Genomic DNA, 14,427 nt, shown 5'->3' with positions numbered 1-14,427 from the left:
TAAGAAAAGCAGTCGTCTGGTTTGGGAAAACCTCCCCATTCCTGCAGCGTCTCTGATAGAAAAAGTTTAGATCAGCAGCAGCTATTCCGACTTCTCTTGACAGCGCTGTCTTGCAACTGCTCCAACTTCTCGCTTGATCCACACAGAACCTCAGTTATTATGTGTCCGTCGTTATCTTCAAAGTCAACGCCTTGTTTTTCACCTGTCCACTTTATTCCAGACTGACAAAATAGTGCTTGGTGGGCTGGAATTGCTTTCTGGAGTTGGGAGCTAGGCTGCGCCCTAGGGCGGGGCGAGCGGGTCTGGACACGCTTTGTGCTGAGGCAGGCTAGATGCATCCTGGAAGTTGTTAACTTGGTCAGATTATTAATTTAAATGGAGTTGTGACAATATTTAAACATAAATTAAGTAATTAGAAAAACTTTTGATCCCATAAGAATCTAAGTTTTCTGTTACTTTTAGATACTATTGACGAATTTCATCTCTAGTTTGACCCAACATTGGCTTATTGTCTTGGCTAGACATTCATTCTTTAGATTAGTGTTCTTGAATACGAATAACTGTGCGCTTTGATATAGTTACACTTTTTCCTGACTGTTTCACCTCCGTTTTGAGTTCTGGGCTGCTGGGCAAAGCCTTAGCCAAACAGATTGCTCAAGTACATTTGGTTAATCCCAGAGACTTTACCACTGATAAGCACCGGAAAGTTGATGATGAACCCTATGGCGGTGGGGTAGGGATGCTGATGAAGCCAGAACCCATCTTTACTGCTGTGGAATCACTGCCGACTTTACCTCGCAGAGAGATCATTTTGATGAGTCCTCAAGGTCAAACCATCAATCAGCCTCTATTAAGAGAGTTAGTCACCAATTACGATCAGCTAGTAGTGATCTGTGGACATTATGAGGGAGTAGATGAGCGGGTGTTAAATTTAGTTACTCGTGAAGTGTCCTTAGGCGATTTTATTCTGACTGGCGGAGAAATTCCAGCTATGGCGCTGATTAATGGCGTAGTTAGGCTCATACCAGGAACTGTAGCCAAACAGGAGTCTCTGACTGCAGAAAGTTTTGAGGAGGGGTTACTGGACTATCCCCAATATACTCGTCCCGCCAATTTTCGCGGCTGGAAGGTTCCTGATGTTTTGCTCTCTGGCAATCATGCGGCAATTGCCCGCTGGCGTTACGAACAGCAAATTCAAAGAACAGGCGATCGCCGTCCCGATCTCCTGGAAAAATGGGAAGAGGGGCAGGAGGCAGGGGGCAGGGGGCAGGGAGATGAGGGAGAATAACCTATTGCCTATTGCCTATTGCCTATTCCCTTTTTTAATGACAAATGACTAAAATTCGTATTGGTAACGGCTACGACATACACCAACTAGTGAGCGATCGCCCTTTAATTCTAGGAGGAGTGAAAATTCCCCACGAACTAGGTTTATTAGGGCATAGTGACGCTGACGTACTGACACACGCCATTATGGATGCCATGTTGGGGGCATTATCCCTGGGGGATATTGGTCATTACTTTCCCCCTAGCGATCCCCAATGGGCAGGGGCGGATAGTTTGGTGCTGTTAACTCAAGTAAATCAGCTAGTTAGCGATCGCGGCTGGCAAATCGGAAATATTGACTCTGTGGTGGTAGCAGAACGTCCCAAATTGAAACCCCATATTGACAAGATGCGCGATCAGCTAGCCACTGTTTTAAAATTACAACCCAATCAAATTGGCATCAAAGCCACTACCAATGAAAAACTAGGCCCTGTTGGCAGAGAGGAAGGTATATGTGCTTACGCTGTGGTTTTATTGATAGCTGCTGATTAATTTGCCTTTGAGGAATTTAGCCATGACTCAAGCATTAACTAAGCCAATAACAGTTAAAGAATTTCTGGAATGGATTCCAGAAAACTCCGGCAAGCGCTATGAATTACATAGTAGCCGCGAATTCTATTCGCCAGGTCTTAAGTTGACACGTAGGGGCACGGCACATTGGTGTCAACTTAAGCGAAATCGGCGGTTATAAACCGCAGCTACACAGACAAAACCTGCCTCCGCAGGTTAAAAAACCTTAATTTTCCGTTAGTCCGCGGAGGCGGACTACCCTTCTCCTGACGGAGACGCTGCGCGAACGGGAACGCCCGCCGTAGGATGCCCGAAGGGCTGTAGGGCGAACGTTTGTATAGCCAAGCCAGTGCTTTGCGGGGGTTCCCCCCGTTGTAGCAACTGGCGTGCGAATTCTATTCGCCAAGGCTTAAGTTGACACGTATGGGCACTGCCGTGCCCCTACGGGTGTACTCACTTTCTCAATCAAATTAATTCCACTTTTAGTGTATTTAAATTATGCAATTTGCTAGTGTATTTTCCTTAATTAAGCGTTTTTGGCTACTAATAATTCTTAGTTTGGTAACTGCAATAACAGTTGCTGCTTGCAACCCACTTAACTACAAAACAGCAGCCGCTCAAGTACCTCAATTAGTACAAAGTATTCTCAGTGATCCCAAAACTTTTAATTACCCTCTCAGCCAAGAGTCACCAAACATTTTTGGGTTGACTTATGAAGGATTAACTACTCAAAATCCCATAACTGGTAAAATCGAGCCAAATTTAGCAGAATCATGGCAAATTTCCGATGACAAATTAAAAATTGTATTTACTCTGCGGGAGAATTTGAAATGGTCTGATGGGCAACCACTAACAGTAGATGATGTGATATTTAGTTACAACGATATTTACCTCAACGAAGCAATTCCTACTGACGTGAGAGACACACTAAGGATTGGAGAAAAAGGTAAATTTCCTACTGTCAAAAAAATCGATGATCGGCGGGTTGAATTCACTACTCCAGAACCATTTGCCCCTTTCTTAAGTAGTGCTACAGCCAATGCAATTTTACCTGCTCATGCCCTCGAAAAATCGGTAAAAACAAAAGATAGCGAAGGAAAACCACTATTTCTAACGAAGTGGGGTGTTGATACTCCACCAGATCAATTAATCGTTAATGGTCCTTACAAACTAGAACGCTACGACACTAGCCAACGTTTAATTTTTCGACGCAATCCTTACTACTGGCGCAAAGATGCTCAAGGGAATCCCCAGCCTTATATAGAACGAATTGTTTGGCAAATCGTAGAATCAACAGATACTTCCTTACTGCAATTTCGTTCTGGAGGTTTAGATAATGTAGGGGTGACGCCAGAATATTTTTCTTTGCTCAAAGTGCAAGAAAAGCAAGGGAATTTTAAAATTTATAATGGGGGATCTAGTCCTAGTACAACTTTTATATTCTTCAATTTAAATAAAGGTAAAAGAGACGGCAAGCCATTGGTTGATCCTATTAAATCACGTTGGTTTAATACTGTAGAATTTCGGCAAGCAGTAGCCTATGCGATTGATAGGCAAACAATGATTAACAATACATACCGTGGTTTGGGTAAACTCCAAGATTCACCACTGGCGGTGCAATGTCCCTATTATATTTCGCCTAAAGACGGCTTAAAAGCCTATGACCATAATCCAGAAAAAGCAAAGCAACTGTTAATAAAAGCAGGATTTAAATATAACGAACAGGATCAGTTAATCGATACTCAAGGGAATCGCGTTCGCTTTACTTTGCTCACAAATGCTGGTAATAAGATCCGTGAAGCCATAGGCACACAGATAAAACAGGACTTGAGCAAAATTGGTATTCAAGTAGATTTCACTCCTTTAGCATGGAATACATACACAGACAAAATTACTAACACCTTAGACTTTGATGCTGGATTGATTGGATTTGGTGCTGGATTAGAACCAAATGATAGTGCTAATCTTTGGTCTCCTCAAGGGGGATCACATCTATTTAATCAGAAACCCCAAGCAGGGCAAAAGCCAGTTGAGGGTTGGGAAGCATCTCCTTGGGAAGCGAAAATTGGTGAACTTTATATTAAAGCAGCAAGGGAGTTAGACGACGCTAAACGCAAAGAAATTTATGTGCAAACGCAGCAGCTATCTCAAGAATATTTACCTCTGATTCATTTGGTTAATGCCTATTCCTTGTCTGCAGTGCGCGATCGCTTTGAAGGTATTAACTTCTCTGCCCTTGGCGGCGCATTCTGGAACATTCATGAAATCAAGGTCACAAAGTAGATAATGAATTGGTCAAGGATCAAGGGTCAAGAGTCAGGAGTCAAGAGTCAGGAGTTATTCCCAATTCCCCAGTCCCTAGTCCTCAATCCCCAGTCCCCAATCCCCAATTCCCAATTCCCCAATCCCCAATTCCCAGTCCCCAATCCCCCAATCCCCAAATAGCCGTGACTCAACCTGAAGCTTTGCGATCGCTCTTAGAAGCGGTTGCCAATGGTAAAGTATCTCCAGATATGGCATTAGACTCACTCAAAGACTTAGCTTATGAAAAAGTGGGTGAGTTTGCCAAAATTGACCACCATCGTCATTTAAGAACTGGTTTTCCTGAAGTGATTTGGGGGCCGGGTAAAACTCCCGATCAAATTGCTCAAATTATAGCGGTGATGCGCGATCGCAATCCGGTGGTGATGGCAACCAGAATTGAACCAGCAGTGTACGATGCACTGCAATCGAAGGTTAAAGGTTTGCGATACTACGATTTAGCACGAATTTGTGCCATTACACCCCTTGACATCGCACCACAATTTGAGGGTGTAATCAGCATTCTTTCGGCTGGTACTGCCGATTTACCAGTTGCGGAAGAAGCAGCTGTCACTGCCGAACTTTCTGGATTCCGTGTCCAGCGCCTCTGGGATGTCGGTGTTGCGGGTATTCACCGTCTGCTGAATAACCGCCATGTAATTGAGTCAGCATCGGTGTTGATTGTAGTAGCAGGGATGGAAGGCGCATTACCCAGCGTGGTTGCAGGTTTGGCGGATTGTCCAGTGATTGCCGTACCCACCAGCATCGGTTATGGTGCAAGTTTTGGTGGGTTGGCACCTCTATTGACAATGCTTAACTCTTGTGCAGCTGGAGTTGGTGTAGTAAACATCGATAATGGCTTTGGTGCAGCAGTGTTAGCAGGGCAAATTTTGCGAACAGCCGAGAAATTGCGGTTGGCAAAGCCTACATCTTGAGGTTATGACATTAAGGTCATTGAACAGGGAATAGGGAATGGGGGAGAAATAACTCTTGACTCTTGACCCTGGACTCTTGACTCCTGATTCCTGACAAATAACAAACATGCACTACTTCAGCGATTCGATATCTCAGTTATTTTGGCATTTGCCCGTGAATGCCTCTCTGCTGGCACAAAATATTACTGATCCAAACATTATTGATCAGATGCAAAAAGCTTGGAACCACTTTATCCAGACAGGTCAAGTTTGGGCACTGTTGATTGGTTTGGTCATTGGCTATATGATTCGGAATCTAACTAGTTACGGTTGATACTCAAAGGGAATGGGGCATGGGGAATTGGGAGGTGAGGGAGTGAGAGAATAATCCTTGACTGTTAACCAATCCCCAGTACCCAGTACCCAGTACCCAGTACCCAGTACCCAGTACCTAAATTATGACCAAAGAACAAACTTGGAGTCAGCGATTTGAATCAGCGTTGCATCCGGCGATCGCCCGTTTTAATGCCAGTATAGGTTTTGATATTGAATTAATAGAATATGACCTAACCGGTTCTCAAGCTCATGCGAAAATGCTGGCTCATACTGGGATTATTTCCCCCGAAGAGGGAGAGCAACTGTTTATAGGTTTAGAACAAATTCGCCAGGAATATCGCCAAGGCAAATTTCAGCCTGGTGTCGATGCTGAAGATGTGCATTTTGCTGTGGAACGGCGATTGACAGAAATTGTTGGTGATGTAGGTAAAAAGCTGCATACAGCGCGATCGCGTAATGACCAAGTAGGTACTGACACTAGACTCTACCTCCGCGACCAAATCCAACAAATTAAAAGCCATTTACGAGAATTTCAAACTGTTCTATTAGATATAGCTGAAAAAAACGTTGAGACTCTGATTCCTGGCTATACTCATTTGCAACGTGCCCAACCCCTAAGTTTAGCGCACCATCTTTTGGCGTACTTTCAGATGACGCAACGCGACTGGGAACGCCTAGGAGATGTGGAACGCCGTGTGAATATCTCACCTTTAGGGTGTGGTGCTTTGGCGGGAACAACTTTCCCTATAGATCGCCACTACACAGCCAATTTCTTGCAATTCAAAAGCATTTATGCTAATAGCCTTGATGGAGTGAGCGATCGCGACTTTGCGATCGAATTTCTCTGTGCTGCTAGCTTGATTATGGTTCACCTCAGTCGCCTCTCGGAAGAAGTTATTCTTTGGTCATCAGAAGAATTCCGCTTTGTCACCCTCAAAGATAGATGCGCCACTGGCTCTAGCATCATGCCCCAAAAGAAAAACCCCGACGTACCAGAATTAGTCAGGGGGAAAACCGGGCGTGTATTTGGACATCTCCAGGCGATGTTGGTGATTATGAAGGGGCTACCCCTGGCATACAACAAAGACTTGCAAGAAGATAAAGAAGGTTTATTTGATAGTGTTAACACCGTTAAAGCTTGTCTGGAAGCAATGACAATTTTGTTACAAGAAGGTTTAGAATTTCGCACCCAACGCTTGGCTCAAGCAGTCACAGAAGACTTTTCTAACGCTACCGATGTCGCAGATTATTTGGCAGCGCGGGGTGTTCCGTTCCGAGAAGCCTATAACCTCGTCGGCAAAGTAGTAAAAACTAGTATCACAGCAGGTAAACTCCTCAAAGATTTAAGCTTGGAGGAATGGCAACAACTACACCCAGCTTTTGCAGCGGATATTTATGAGGCGATATCCCCTCGTCAGGTAGTAGCCGCCCGTAATAGCTATGGTGGCACTGGTTTTGCACAGGTAAGGGAAGAACTTCTTACCGCCCGCGCTGCATTAGAGGATAGGTAATGGTAGGGAGAAAGGGGGGAAAATTCCTCTCCTTTGCCCCTTTTCCTCACAAAAAAATAAGGGCGTACACAATATACGCCCTAAAGATGAGAAAAATCAAAAAGCAAGGATTTTATAGCAGTTGCTAGGTGTGTGAGGACATGAACTAAGAGTAAGCCACAAAATAAATGATCCTGTCTTGCCATGCTGAGTGTAGCAAAGCGAAACGTAGGCGTTAGCCTTCCCGCAGGGTAGCATCTCCAGGGATTCTTTCCTTCGGAACGTTGCGCGTAGCAAGATCCCCTACGGGGTACACTACACTTCGTTTCGTACCCTGCGGGATGCAAGCAACAGAATGACATTGGGCATTTCTTTTTGTGGAGTTCTCTAATAAGAAAACATGGATGCCACGAGAATTTCAAACCTGCTCCCGTTCGGACTTCGGCACCTTTAGTGACCTCAGCGGAACCGTGATAGCTCAGTCGAGCCGTCGAACGCTAAGGCGAGGCTAGCGGCGAAGCTTGTTCCCTATTACCCGTTCCCTGCTATAGATACCTTATTCAGCATCAATTGTTGCTGCTCCTTCATCTTCTTCACTCTTCGGTGGTCTTTGTTGGAACCTTCTTTGCATTCTTCCTGTAGTCGTCCGTTTACGAAACTTTCTGGCATACGCCTGGTTCCGTAGCGCCTTTTCTTTTTTCGGATTGCGGCGCTTGGCCATATTCACCTCATTAAATAAACAACAAAAAACGGCAACTAGGCATTACATAGGCAATATTAGCTACCGATGTTATTGATATAGTTTCAGCCTAGTCTAGCATTCAAAGCGCTTTAAACAGCATATCATTCTATCGCATTAAATTTTGTTGTGTCAATAGAAGTCAGCGTTATTCTCCGGTTAGCAATTACGGGCAAATAATCTCTTGCAAGAATTTTAGCTTGAACAAAAAGAAGACCCACGTCCTACGCGAAGGTCTTAACCAGGCGGATGCTAGGTACAGAATAAAAAAACTGAACATATCAGTCTTAGGGTGTAAAAATATACTAATCTATTCTTGTGGTAGATGTTAAAATTGGTGTATTCTACGGCAGCGTTAGAATAACATCCCAAACCGCAAACATTTTTGTGGTAAACACAACTCAACACTGCATTAGTTGAGTCTATGTTAAGTGGTAGGGAATCATCGAATACAACCCATATATTTTGAAGATTGAACGTTCTTGCTTTTTTTGCGGCAGCTGTCCAGTCCACACGTAGCCTCTGGCGCATTGGACAAACAGTACTGGGTATAATATTCCGTCATCCCATTACTGGTACTAGTATCATCCCGATTTTACCCGACGGTCGGATTGTCCTGATTCGACGGCGCGACGATGGTCGCTGGGCGTTACCTGGAGGCATGGTAGACTGGGGAGAAGATATTCCTACTACAGTCCACCGAGAATTGCATGAAGAAACTGGACTAAATTTGGTAAAAATTCAACGGCTGGTGGGAGTTTATTCTTCACCAGACCGCGATCCCAGAATCCATTCTATTTGTGTTGTTGTAGAAGCAGAAGTAGACGGGACAATGGAAGTCCAGGACACTTTAGAAGTTATGGAAATCCGAGCTTTCTCTCTCAACGCCCTACCACCGGAACCGATGTCTCACGATCACTCTCGGCAGTTGCAAGACTATTTAAATGGCTTGACAACACTGGCATAACAATAATGTTAGTTGGGGATTTTAAACTACAAATAGGTGTAGATAAACGCAGATAATTAACAGTTTTATCGGCGTTTATCAATTCTTGTTTATAGTTAAAATTGGGATTTTCATCTAAGATTTACTTTTAGGGCTAGTATTTGATTTTTGAAATACATGTACATAGTAGGGTGGGCAATGCCCACCAAAACTAGGAATATGGTGGGCATTGCCCACCCTACAGATACTACAGATACTGAGATTTTTTCAATAATCAAATCGGATTCCTATATCTACCAAAACTTAATTCTAAAATTCAGATGGATACGCTATTTTATATCTCCCGAAGAAAGCTCTCCCAAGGGCTATTATTCTGGCGTGAAGCTGGTGCAGGAATTCCCGTAATCTTTTTACATGGTTCTTGGAACGATAGTAGTCAGTGGGTATCAATAATAGAATCGCTATCACCAAAATTTCATTGCTTTGCACCAGATTTATTAGGATTTGGTGAGTCTGAAAATCCTAACATTCATCACTCAATTGATTTACAAGTAGAGTGTCTAGCTGAATTCCTACACGCCTTGAAGTTAGAAAAAGTATATTTAGTAGGGCATTCTTTAGGAGGCTGGATTGCTGCTAGCTATGCTTTAAAGTATCCAGAACAAGTTCACAGTTTAGTATTGCTGTCTCCAGAAGGTGTAGAGATAGAAGGACAAGAAAAATATTTGCAGAAATTGCGACGCTTAATTAACTTGTCACCTTTGTTAGTTAAGATATTAAAGCTACTTCGTCCCTTAACTAAAATTCTGGGTTTGCACGAAAAAATAGAACAAGATTTGCAGCAACGCCAAGTCTTTTTACAATATCCGATAGCCAGCCATTTATTATTTCAAAGGCAGCAGCCAGAAATTGCTGCAGAATTACTACAAAACCGATTGTATTTAATTGAAGTTCCAGTTTTAGTTTTGCAAGGCGGTAAAGACACGCCAAACGCTTTAGCAAAAAGTCAGACTTACACTCAATTGCTTCCTCAAGTCGATTTTAAAATTATTGCCCACGCCGGTAACGATTTACCAGAATCTTCGGCTGGGGTTGTGGCTGGAGATATTCAGGATTTTATTCATGGGAATTGGTGATTTGTTGTTTGTCATTTGTTATGGGTAATAATTTGGCTCTCAACTCTTCAAGATGACTGCTTGAATTTAGAGATCGAGTATTATAAAGACACTGTCCATTGCATTCCATCGCTCCATATGACATCAGCAGCCGATCGCGTCTATTGGACAACTGAAGACCTCAAGTTTCTACCGGAGAGCAGCAACCGCTACGAAATCATTGATGGACATCTTCTCATAACCCGCGCACCTCATTGGAAGCACCAAAAAGCCATTGGACAGACTTGCAGTCTTTTGAATACCTGGTCATCGGCATCGAAATTAGGGGAAACAGTGCCGACACCTGGAGTTATTTTTGATGATACCGATAATGTGATTCCCGATGTGGTATGGATCAGCCAAAAGCGCTTGGTAGTTGGAGTTGATGAAGAAGGACACTTCACCATTGCGCCCGAACTGATTGTGGAAGTACTCTCTCCGGGGACACAGAATGAACGCCGCGATCGCGAAACTAAACTCAAACTCTATGCAGAACGGGGCGTGCAGGAATATTGGATTCTCGATTGGCGCATCCAGCAACTCGAAGTCTATCGCCGTCAAGATGCTCTGTTGCGGCTTGTGGCGACGCTTTTCGCTACCGATACTCTGATTTCTCCCCTCTTGCCAGATTTTAGGTGTGAAGTGGCTGAGTTTTTCCGCTAATAGGGCGTTTGTAGTTAGAGCGATGATAAATAAGGAGAAATATCTACGCTGTATTTTGTCTTTTCTACTTAGTTAAATAGCTAAGAGTTTGGTACCAATCTGCTACAAGTATTCCTTCACTCTCAAACCGCGATATGTGTTTTAAGTTTGTGGTTACAACTATGACTTCATTAAAATTTTTCAATTGGATAATTGCTTGAGCAGCAAGAATTACATCACCATCTAAGCTGTCATTACTGGCTGTAGGTTTCCCCTGGTTTCGCACCCAAGCCCATAATTCGGCTGCTTTTTGCATAGTTTCAGGAGTCAATGGTATGAGACAAATTTGGCTAAGTTTGTTCAGACGATCGATACTCTTCTGTTTTCCTTGTCTTAGTAGTTCCCGCCGCAGTTCATAATCAGCTATTTCTGGTACACGTATAACAGTTTCGTTTTCCCTTAGCGATTGTAACCACAGTTGAATTTTTGGATCTACTTTTGGATGTGTTACTTGACTCAGGGGATGAGTATCTAGCAATATGACTCTACCCATCTAGGTTTTATGAGGATTGTTGATGTTAGTTCAAAGCTGTCTCAATTTGAGGATAAATTTCCTCATCATATCCCGATTCATCAGCTATCCATTCATCAACTAGTTCTATAACCTTTTCTAGAGAATCATCCTCTTTTACTGCTAATTTAAAAAATTGGACAACTTGATATGCTTGTAGGTTATTGTGTCCTAAGTTTCCTGAGATGATAGCAGACCTGAGTAGACCTCTTATACTTGATCCTGGAATTTCAGACGTTAGTACAGATGCAACATCAATGTCTCGGATATCACTGGAAACAGTGGTCGGCATAGTGTAACTTCCAAAACTCAGAATTTTTAACAACAGTGAGGATTTTCCCTCAATCAACGCATCGACTTTTGCCCTCACTGCTAGTAGTTCTTCTACAGAAAGGTTATCCAATTGCTGCATTATTACATCTAGTTGTGAAGTTTTGGGCATAGTTTCACTAGTGGTAAAATTCTTTCTTAATCTTAGGCTATTTTTGCCTAGGGCTGTGTGCTTGCATTGAAAAGTCAGTTTTTGATTAATTATTTGTCATGATTTTGCCAATTCCCCAAAAAATCAAGTTTGGTTCAATAATTAATCGTTTAGCGATCGCACTATCCAACGCCTCAAGATAATTTACCAATAACAAGCGATCGCCTCCAGTGATAGCGATATTACTTTCAGGAAATAATTCCCACCACGCTGCAATAAAATCTTTGATTCCAGCCACTAGGGTATAAATCACTCCACTTTGAATGGCTTCTGGTGTATTGAGTGCAAAGCGTGGGGGTAGCGAAACTCTTCCCGTCTCTACTTGTGGTAATTGTCCAGTTTTTTGATTAAGAGTCGCAAATTGCAATCCTAATCCCGGTAAAATTGCCCCACCAACTAAACACTGGTTAGTATCCGCACCTGTAAAAGTCAGTGCAGTCCCCGCATCAATCACCAACATCGGCAAACCCCAAGTCATTGCTGCACCGCACAAAGCTAAAGCACGGTCAATTCCTAATGTGGGATACAGTCCTTTGATGGGTACTTGGTCTAAGGTAATAATGCGAACATGAGGATAATTTTGCCAGAGTGCGGTTTGACTAGGAACCACAGAAGCGAGGAAGAGGGGGAGAGGGGATGATGACGAAGAAATTCCTCCTCGTCTCCCTCTCTTGTGACTGGGTGGAAAAATTTCTGGCGGTAAGTCTTCTAAAGTGAGACATTGAGCCATACGCTGTATAACTGACTCAGGCTGATAATCGGTATCCCAAGCTGAGTCTAGGGTGTCATTGATAAATAACGCCCAATGCAGTCGGGAATTGCCAATCATCAAAGCTAGCCAAGTAGTCTCTCTCACAGTTTTGAATTTTTTAAGTCATCCATAGATTTTTTAATAAAACTTAACAAACAACCCGTGTCACAATAAAGCAAGAGGAAAAAATACTCATTTGTCAAGGAGGCGAGTTATGGTAGCGCTCACCGAAAAAATTGAAAAAAGGCTCACCATACAGACTGTGGAAATTGCTGAACACACTACAGCAATTCGCTCTTTGGATTGGGATCGCGATCGCTTCGATATTGAGTTTGGGCTGCAAAACGGTACTACCTACAACTCATTTCTGATCCGTGGTGAGCAGACTGCTTTAGTTGATACTTCTCATGAAAAGTTTCGCCAGCTGTATTTTGATACCCTCACCGGATTAATCGACCTATCTGAGATTGATTATTTAATTGTCAGCCACACCGAGCCAGACCACAGCGGCTTAGTCAAAGATTTGTTACAACTAGCGCCAGAAATCACTGTTGTTGGTTCTAAAGTGGCGATTCAGTTTTTAGAAAATTTGGTGCATCAGCCATTTAAACGGCAAATTGTGAAAAATGGCGATCGCCTAAATATCGGCAATGGTCACGAATTTGAATTTGTCATTGCCCCCAATTTACACTGGCCTGACACCATCTTTAGCTTCGACCACAAAACCCAAACTCTCTACACCTGTGATGCTTTTGGGTTGCACTATTGCTCCGATAGCACCTTTGACGAAGATTTAAAAACTATTGAACCAGATTTTAAATATTACTACGACTGCTTGATGGGGCCGAATGCGCGGTCTGTGTTGTCTGCCTTGAAGCGGATGGGGGAACTGCCAACTGTGAAGATGATCGCTACTGGACACGGTCCGCTATTATATCACAATGTTGAAGAATTAACAGGACGATACCGCAAGTGGAGTCAAACCCAAACCAAAGCAGAAACTGTAGTTGGGATATTTTACGTTTCTGAATATGGATATAGCGATCGCCTGGCTCAATCTATTGCCAACGGGATCGGTAAAACTGGTGTTGCCGTAGAAATTGTAGACTTGGGCACTGAAGTAGATTTACAAGAGTTGCGAGAACTAGTTAGCCGTTGTGCGGGAATAGTTGTTGGTCTACCTCCGACTACCAGTGCTGCTAGCATCCAAGCTGCCCTCAGTACAGTTTTAGGATCTGCTAAAGAAAAGCAAGCTATAGGCGTATTTGAAACTGGCGGTGGAGATGATGAACCGATTGATCCGTTACTGAGTAAATTTCGTAACTTGGGTTTAACAGAAGTTTTTCCTGCAATTCGGATTAAACAAACACCCACAGAAAACACCTACAAGCTGTGTGAAGAAGCAGGAACAGACTTAGGACAATGGGTAACACGCGATCGCAGCATCAAAGCCATGAAATCTCTGGGTGCTGACTTAGATAAAGCCCTAGGTAGACTCAGCGGTGGACTGTATATAATTACCGCCAAAAAAGGTGATGTTTCCAGCGCCATGCTAGCCTCTTGGGTAAGTCAAGCTAGCTTCAAACCCTTGGGATTTTCCATTGCCGTAGCCAAAGATCGGGCGATAGAATCACTCATGCAAGTAGGCGATCGCTTTGTTCTCAACGTCTTAGAAGAAGGCAATTATCAAGCACTCATGAAGCACTTTTTAAAGCGGTTCGCCCCTGGTGCTGACCGTTTTGAAGGTGTGAGAACCCAAAGCGCCGAAAATGGTGCCCCCATCCTCACTGATGCCTTAGCATACATCGAGTGCGAAGTCGCCAGCCGGATGGACTGCGGCGATCACTGGGCAGTATATAGCACCGTCTACGCTGGACGAGTTTCTAAACCAGAAGCATTGACTGCAGTCCACCACCGCAAAGTGGGAAATCACTATTAGGGAATAGGGCATGGGGAATATTGTATTTATGGTAAGCAGTTTAGTGCTGAAAATATTCCCAGATTTCAGTCATAACCAGGAACTAATTCACTCATCAAATATGGGATGCATATCTGATTTTTGCAATACACTTAAGTAAGGCAATGCCCCATAGAACCTATATATAGTAGGCATTGCTACACTTAATTCCCCAGTGTAGGGAATTTTTGCCAAATCAAACCAGATTTCTATATAAGGATGAGTGATGAATAATTATTTTGATACTTTCCCCCTAATCACCAATTTCAATAGCCAATTCCCCATGCCTAATACTCAATTTCCCATGCC

The 14,427-nt window shown here is 43.2% G+C and carries 13 protein-coding genes and 1 pseudogene; 11 read left to right on the top strand and 3 right to left on the bottom strand.

What is annotated here, in order from left to right:
* Nucleotides 1–562: 562 nt before the first annotated feature.
* From trmD to CAL7507_RS03915, 10 genes and pseudogenes are all read left to right on the top strand, one after another.
* Nucleotides 563–1,288 (top strand): tRNA (guanosine(37)-N1)-methyltransferase TrmD, encoded by a 726-nt coding sequence (gene trmD, locus CAL7507_RS03955; RefSeq protein WP_015127133.1) that lies wholly within the window; start codon nucleotides 563–565, stop codon nucleotides 1,286–1,288.
* A gap of 44 nt (nucleotides 1,289–1,332) precedes the next feature.
* Nucleotides 1,333–1,818 carry a 2-C-methyl-D-erythritol 2,4-cyclodiphosphate synthase gene (ispF, locus tag CAL7507_RS03950; protein ID WP_015127132.1) on the top strand — a complete coding sequence of 162 codons (486 nt, stop codon included), beginning with the start codon at nucleotides 1,333–1,335 and terminating at the stop codon, nucleotides 1,816–1,818.
* A gap of 22 nt (nucleotides 1,819–1,840) precedes the next feature.
* A pseudogene (locus CAL7507_RS31480) lies at nucleotides 1,841–1,930 on the top strand (Uma2 family endonuclease); the annotation flags it as partial.
* A 404-nt stretch (nucleotides 1,931–2,334) separates the two neighbouring features.
* Nucleotides 2,335–4,119, top strand: a complete 1,785-nt coding sequence (locus CAL7507_RS03945) for an ABC transporter substrate-binding protein (protein ID WP_015127130.1) — start codon at nucleotides 2,335–2,337, stop codon at nucleotides 4,117–4,119.
* 164 nt (nucleotides 4,120–4,283) lie between these two features.
* A complete protein-coding gene (larB, locus tag CAL7507_RS03940; RefSeq protein ID WP_042341786.1) occupies nucleotides 4,284–5,072 on the top strand; it encodes a nickel pincer cofactor biosynthesis protein LarB in 789 nt (262 codons plus the stop codon).
* A gap of 106 nt (nucleotides 5,073–5,178) precedes the next feature.
* Nucleotides 5,179–5,385, top strand: a complete 207-nt coding sequence (locus tag CAL7507_RS03935; protein WP_015127128.1) for a hypothetical protein — start codon at nucleotides 5,179–5,181, stop codon at nucleotides 5,383–5,385.
* Nucleotides 5,386–5,509: 124 nt separating this feature from the next.
* The gene (argH, locus tag CAL7507_RS03930) at nucleotides 5,510–6,898 is read left to right on the top strand and encodes an argininosuccinate lyase (protein WP_015127127.1); all 1,389 of its coding nucleotides are present in this window, start codon (nucleotides 5,510–5,512) and stop codon (nucleotides 6,896–6,898) included.
* 1,190 nt (nucleotides 6,899–8,088) lie between these two features.
* Nucleotides 8,089–8,583, top strand: a complete 495-nt coding sequence (locus CAL7507_RS03925; protein ID WP_015127125.1) for an NUDIX hydrolase — start codon at nucleotides 8,089–8,091, stop codon at nucleotides 8,581–8,583.
* A gap of 299 nt (nucleotides 8,584–8,882) precedes the next feature.
* On the top strand, nucleotides 8,883–9,698 hold the full coding sequence (locus tag CAL7507_RS03920; RefSeq protein ID WP_015127124.1) for an alpha/beta fold hydrolase: 816 nt from the start codon (nucleotides 8,883–8,885) through the stop codon (nucleotides 9,696–9,698).
* Between the two features lie 117 nt (nucleotides 9,699–9,815).
* Nucleotides 9,816–10,379, top strand: a complete 564-nt coding sequence (locus CAL7507_RS03915; protein WP_015127123.1) for a Uma2 family endonuclease — start codon at nucleotides 9,816–9,818, stop codon at nucleotides 10,377–10,379.
* A gap of 64 nt (nucleotides 10,380–10,443) precedes the next feature.
* Here the strand turns inward: CAL7507_RS03915 and CAL7507_RS03910 are convergent, their stop codons facing one another.
* The 3 genes from CAL7507_RS03910 to CAL7507_RS03900 form a co-directional block, all read right to left on the bottom strand.
* Nucleotides 10,444–10,911, bottom strand: a complete 468-nt coding sequence (locus CAL7507_RS03910) for a type II toxin-antitoxin system VapC family toxin (protein WP_015127122.1) — start codon at nucleotides 10,909–10,911, stop codon at nucleotides 10,444–10,446.
* 25 nt (nucleotides 10,912–10,936) lie between these two features.
* Nucleotides 10,937–11,371 carry a hypothetical protein gene (locus CAL7507_RS03905; RefSeq protein ID WP_015127121.1) on the bottom strand — a complete coding sequence of 145 codons (435 nt, stop codon included), beginning with the start codon at nucleotides 11,369–11,371 and terminating at the stop codon, nucleotides 10,937–10,939.
* Nucleotides 11,372–11,456: 85 nt separating this feature from the next.
* On the bottom strand, nucleotides 11,457–12,239 hold the full coding sequence (locus CAL7507_RS03900) for a pantothenate kinase (RefSeq protein WP_042341175.1): 783 nt from the start codon (nucleotides 12,237–12,239) through the stop codon (nucleotides 11,457–11,459).
* Between the two features lie 136 nt (nucleotides 12,240–12,375).
* On the opposite strand from CAL7507_RS03900, the gene CAL7507_RS03895 reads away from it, so the two are divergent.
* The gene (locus CAL7507_RS03895) at nucleotides 12,376–14,100 is read left to right on the top strand and encodes a diflavin flavoprotein (protein WP_015127119.1); all 1,725 of its coding nucleotides are present in this window, start codon (nucleotides 12,376–12,378) and stop codon (nucleotides 14,098–14,100) included.
* The last annotated feature ends 327 nt before the right edge of the window (nucleotides 14,101–14,427 follow it).

Source organism: Calothrix sp. PCC 7507 (genome assembly GCF_000316575.1).
GTDB lineage: Bacteria > Cyanobacteriota > Cyanobacteriia > Cyanobacteriales > Nostocaceae > Fortiea.
Note: the sequence above shows the minus strand (reverse complement) of the source record. Positions and strands in the feature narration are given on the sequence as shown.

Bases quoted from the DNA above. Each gene is read 5' to 3' on its own strand.
- CAL7507_RS03900 (WP_042341175.1), bottom strand. From the start codon at position 12,239: ATGATTGGCAATTCCCGACTGCATTGGGCGTTATTTATCAATGACACC.
- CAL7507_RS03895 (WP_015127119.1), top strand. From the start codon at position 12,376: ATGGTAGCGCTCACCGAAAAAATTGAAAAAAGGCTCACCATACAGACT.
- argH (WP_015127127.1), top strand. From the start codon at position 5,510: ATGACCAAAGAACAAACTTGGAGTCAGCGATTTGAATCAGCGTTGCAT.
- CAL7507_RS03935 (WP_015127128.1), top strand. From the start codon at position 5,179: ATGCACTACTTCAGCGATTCGATATCTCAGTTATTTTGGCATTTGCCC.
- CAL7507_RS03910 (WP_015127122.1), bottom strand. From the start codon at position 10,911: ATGGGTAGAGTCATATTGCTAGATACTCATCCCCTGAGTCAAGTAACA.
- CAL7507_RS03905 (WP_015127121.1), bottom strand. From the start codon at position 11,371: ATGCCCAAAACTTCACAACTAGATGTAATAATGCAGCAATTGGATAAC.
- CAL7507_RS03945 (WP_015127130.1), top strand. From the start codon at position 2,335: ATGCAATTTGCTAGTGTATTTTCCTTAATTAAGCGTTTTTGGCTACTA.
- CAL7507_RS03920 (WP_015127124.1), top strand. From the start codon at position 8,883: ATGGATACGCTATTTTATATCTCCCGAAGAAAGCTCTCCCAAGGGCTA.
- CAL7507_RS03915 (WP_015127123.1), top strand. From the start codon at position 9,816: ATGACATCAGCAGCCGATCGCGTCTATTGGACAACTGAAGACCTCAAG.
- ispF (WP_015127132.1), top strand. From the start codon at position 1,333: ATGACTAAAATTCGTATTGGTAACGGCTACGACATACACCAACTAGTG.